This window comes from Enterobacter cloacae complex sp. GF14B, from assembly GCF_004136805.1.
GTDB lineage: Bacteria > Pseudomonadota > Gammaproteobacteria > Enterobacterales > Enterobacteriaceae > Enterobacter > Enterobacter hormaechei_C.
This window is the reverse complement of sequence record NZ_QFRV01000161.1, coordinates 1-3,807: the sequence shown is the minus strand read 5'-3', so window position 1 is coordinate 3,807 and position 3,807 is coordinate 1. Positions and strand designations below refer to the sequence as shown.

The following is a 3,807-nucleotide window of genomic DNA, read 5'->3' as shown; positions in this document are numbered from 1 at the left end:
GCAGCTTGTTGTTCGCCGGAGTACGCAGCACGTTGCGGGTGTGGTTGTCGCGGGTCACGGGGTCGGGGTGTTCCGAGTCGTGCAGCGCATACGCGATGTACGGCAGGTCGATGTCGCCGTTGCTGTACGCAATCGCCACTTCGGTCCCGTCGGTCAGTGGCGTATGCCAGCCGTACGTTTCTCCGGCATACGGTTTCGCCATCCGCAGCCACAGGTATGCGAAGCCCTGTTGCGCATCGTTCCGGTCAAAGTCCATCCTGACGCGGTAGCGTCCGCGCTCATCCAGATGGGCGTAAATGTCATTTTTCTCACAGCTCTCAATCCGCGCCGGAAGCGTGCCGTGAATTTCCGGGCGCGGGCTATCCGCCGGGCGGAAACAGTAACGCTCTGTGTAGGGCATGCCCCACACCGACACGTGCAGGCGGGAATCACGAGCGCCCCGGAAAGTCACCAGCGTGAGGATGACCCCCTCTTTCAGGGCATCAATGACATCGCCCTGCGGCTCCAGCATCTGCCCGGGTGAGAGGTGTGAGGCATTGCTGAACAGGTGGATACGGGCTGATTTATTGAGTTCCCGCTCGTGATGAATCCGGGCATAAAATGCGCCGGATTCGGTTTCCGGCTCCGGGTCGCTGTCGTCCCCTGCCGTGCGGTACGGCGCGGCGTAGCGGTAGTGCTCACCCGTCGTCACCGCATCACTGCGTACGCTGACCGTCGCATCCATCGGCGTGGTGGCTGTCCGGTAGTTGTAATCCCGTGTGGCGACGGTGCCGGTGACAATCCTGTGCCAGGTGCGCACATCCCAGACGGATTCTGCTGCGCCGTCGAACAGACCCGACGGCTCGCGGTACGGCAGGCGCACATCAAAGTGATAGTTCAGCTGGCTGTCGGCAAAAATGTACGTATCCAGACCGCGCACATCATCCATCTCCGTACGCCAGTAAATCCCCACCTCTGACAGAATGCGCTGGATAAACTGTAAATCCGTCTCCCGCCACTGGGTGATAAGTTCACGCGCCGGATAGCTGCGCTCCAGACGAAACTCAAAGTCCGGCCCATCCAGCCCGTGTCTGCGCAGCACCTGTTCCACCACCTCCGGCACGGACTGGTTCTGGAAAATGCGGCACTGGCGGGTGCGGCTGAGCAGCGCCAGACGGGAGCTCAGCTCCACCTGGTAATGCGACTGGTCGGCAGTGGTGAAAAGCCACTCCAGACGGGTGATGATGCCGTGCACCGCCTTCCCGCTGCGCATGCGCAGGGTGGCGTACTTCATCAGTACCTCTTCGGGGGCGAGATTATTCTGCGGGGTGGTGAAGTCGATGGTCCAGCGGAAGGGCTCGCTGAGCGCCTCGCGGCCCTTAAAACGCAGCACGTCGGGCGTGACGCGGGAGTCCGTAATGTCCAGGGTGTAACGGATCTGTCCGTCGAAGAGCGCCAGCCAGTTATCCATAACAAAGACCTGATTTAAAATGTGGTTAAATCAGAATGTTTGCATGTTGAGATAACGGGGTAAATACAAATCTTTGATTCGAATAAGGATGGTCTTTTTTTAAGAAAAAAGCCCGGCATCACACACCGGGCAAAGACGTTACCTGCACACTCAGGCTACTTTTAATTTCTGCGCACGATTCTCACGGCGAATTTTACGTTCTTCCAGCACCGCTACCATCGCCATCAGGACGATACAGCCGATCGCTGCCGCATCCAGCGCCGCGAAGGTTCCCGCCCAGCCGGTGAGGCCGAAAATTGGCGTACCGTCGGCGATCATCCCCAGGCCAAGCTTGGCGAAGCTGTCGCCGATCAGGTAGGCGAAGGTGCCTTTAATCCCATCGGCGGCGCCGATCGCTTTTTTCGGCACGAACCCTACGGCCGCCACGCCAATCAGCAGCTGAGGACCAAACACCAGGAAGCCGAGCGCGAACAGGGACGCCAGATAAACGTACTGGTTGCTGGCGTGCTGGTAAACGCCGAGCGTGGCGATAATCAGCGCCAGCGCGATGCAGGCCACCAGCGCGCGACGGCCGTTGGCGAGGTCGGAGAGCCAGCCCCACAGCAGCGTGCCGACCAGCGCGCCCACTTCGAACAGGGTGAAGCCCTGAATCGCCACCTCTTTAGAAAGCTTCAGCTCCTGGAAAGCATACACGGTTGACCACTGGTCGATACCGATACGCACCACGTACAGGAAGATGTTCGAGAAGCACAGCAGCCAAATCACTTTGTTTTTCAGCACGTACTCAACAAAGATCTGCCATTTGGTCATCTCGTTCTCTTCGGTCTCTTTGTCCTCTTCGCTGATCTCCTCGCCGAACAGCTCTTCGGCTTTGCCGAGGCCGTACGATTCCGGGGAGTCGCTGCCGTAGCGAAGGCCGATAAAGCCGGCGATCAGGGCGATAATCGACGGGAAGATAAACATGCCGATCACATGGCCGTCGAACAGGTAGTTTGCGCCAAACAGCGCCACGCCAGCCGCGCCCGCTCCGCCGAGGTTGTGGGAGATGTTCCACATGCCGAGGTAGGAACCACGCTTGCGGCGTGGGGTCCATTTGGTAATGGTGGAGTAGCTGCACGACCCGCCGGTACTCTGGAAAAAACCGCTCAGGGCGTAGAAGGCGATCATCAGGAACAGGCTGACGGAGCCCGCGCCCATGCTGGCGCTGAAGCCGAGCATACAGATAGCGGAGAGGATCAGCATAAACGGCAGGAACTGCTTGGTGTTTTTGCCGTCCGCGTAGTAGGACACAACCGTTTTCCCCACGCCGTAGGTGATGGAAAAGCCCAGGCCAATCATCCCCAGTTGGGTCATGCTCAGCCCGTAGGTCGAGATCATGTCGTTCTGCGCGATGTTAAAGTTTTTGCGGATCAGATACATGGTCAGGTAGCCGATGAAGACCACCAGATAAGACTGCATGAACGGTTTGAACCACATCTTGCGCCGCACGTCGAGCGGCAGATCCAGGGTCGGCTTGCGCACCTGGTTTAAGAAGGCCAGCATGGTTGGTTTACTCCTGAGCTGATTTTTGCAGCATTGTAAAAACCAGCCAGGAGAGATGCCTGAGACAGCGTCCAGGTGAAACCGGGAAAATTTCTTAGTTTTGCGCGTCTCGGCAGCAAAAGGTGAGGCGCGTCACGCTTCGCGCGGTGCCTGCGCGTGCAAAAACGGCAGTAAAAGCAGGGCGGAGATGCCCGCCGCGATGGCGATCACCGCGAAGAACCCGCTCCAGTGCCAGATGTCGATCACCCGCGCCAGCGGCCAGCCGGAGAGCGATGCGCCAAGGTAGGCAAACAGCCCGACAAAGCCCGTCGCCGCGCCGGCCGCCTCTTTGTGGGAGCACTCCGCCGCCGCCATGCCGATCAGCATCTGCGGGCCAAAGACGAAAAATCCGATGGTGAAGAAGCACGCCGCCTGCATCACGTAGCTGGCGAACGGCATCAACCATAGTGAGCCGACGGAGAGCAAGATCCCGGCGGCAAAAATCAGGTTCATCGGGCCGCGGTTACCGTTGAACAGCTTGTCCGAGCCCCAGCCCGCCACCAGCGCGCCGATAAACCCGCCCAGCTCGAACATCGTCACCGCCGAGTTGGCGGTCACCAGATCCACGCCGAGCGTCTCGGACATGTACAGGTTGCCCCAGTCGTTGATGGCCGCGCGCACCACGTAGACCAGCACGTAGCAGAGCGACAGCAGCCAGATGTAGGGGTTTTTCAGCACGTATTTGGTGAGGATCTCCTGGCGGGACAGCCCGGCCCCTTCCTGCTGCTGGGCGATCTCCATCTCGTCGTGCCGCCAGTCGCCCACCGGTGGAAGGC

Annotated in this window: 3 protein-coding genes; all 3 read right to left on the bottom strand. The window is 59.6% G+C overall.

Annotated features, from left to right (window positions below):
* Nucleotides 1-1,450, bottom strand: a 1,450-nt coding sequence (locus DD606_RS24015) for a type VI secretion system Vgr family protein (RefSeq protein ID WP_129259322.1), incomplete at its 3' end; no start/stop codon positions are given.
* Between the two features lie 150 nt (nucleotides 1,451-1,600).
* Nucleotides 1,601-2,992 (bottom strand): hexose-6-phosphate:phosphate antiporter, encoded by a 1,392-nt coding sequence (gene uhpT / locus DD606_RS24010; RefSeq protein ID WP_129259320.1) that lies wholly within the window; start codon nucleotides 2,990-2,992, stop codon nucleotides 1,601-1,603.
* A gap of 132 nt (nucleotides 2,993-3,124) precedes the next feature.
* On the bottom strand, nucleotides 3,125-3,807 hold a 683-nt coding region (locus DD606_RS24005; protein WP_129259318.1), incomplete at its 5' end, for an MFS transporter.

What these genes read in the sequence shown, in the direction of transcription:
- uhpT (WP_129259320.1), bottom strand. Translation starts at nt 2,992, where the DNA reads ATGCTGGCCTTCTTAAACCAGGTGCGCAAGCCGACCCTGGATCTGCCG.